Annotated in this window: 1 rRNA gene; it reads left to right on the top strand. The window is 39.1% G+C overall.

Annotation, left to right across the window (positions count from 1 at the left end):
* Positions 1-70, top strand: a 16S ribosomal RNA gene (locus tag KJS58_RS25105); the annotation flags it as partial.
* Between the last annotated feature and the right edge of the window lie 278 nt (positions 71-348).

Below are 348 nucleotides of genomic sequence, written 5' to 3'. Positions count from 1 at the left end.
GGGGTAGATGATTGGGGTGAAGTCGTAACAAGGTAGCCGTATCGGAAGGTGCGGCTGGATCACCTCCTTTCTATGGAGAATCGTTTCCTGAAACGGAAACATTCAAATATACGTACGACGAAAGTCGGCGGATCACTTTGCAAAGTTTATGCTTACGAAGCAGTTTTGCTTTGCAAAACTTTTAACTCACTCGTTGTTCAGTTTTGAGAGTTTAATCTCTCAAAAAAAGACATGTAATTTTATCTACACAGTTTGTGTTAGACCAAAATTCCATGGTCGCTGTTTCGGTGAAACAGCTTTGCTCATTGAAAACTAGATAACGAAACAATTTTGCGATTTTAGAAATAT

This window comes from Paenibacillus sp. J45TS6 (genome assembly GCF_018403285.1).
Taxonomy (GTDB): domain Bacteria; phylum Bacillota; class Bacilli; order Paenibacillales; family Paenibacillaceae; genus Paenibacillus.
The sequence above is the reverse complement of the archived record's forward strand: the minus strand, read 5'-3'. Positions and strand labels throughout refer to the sequence as shown.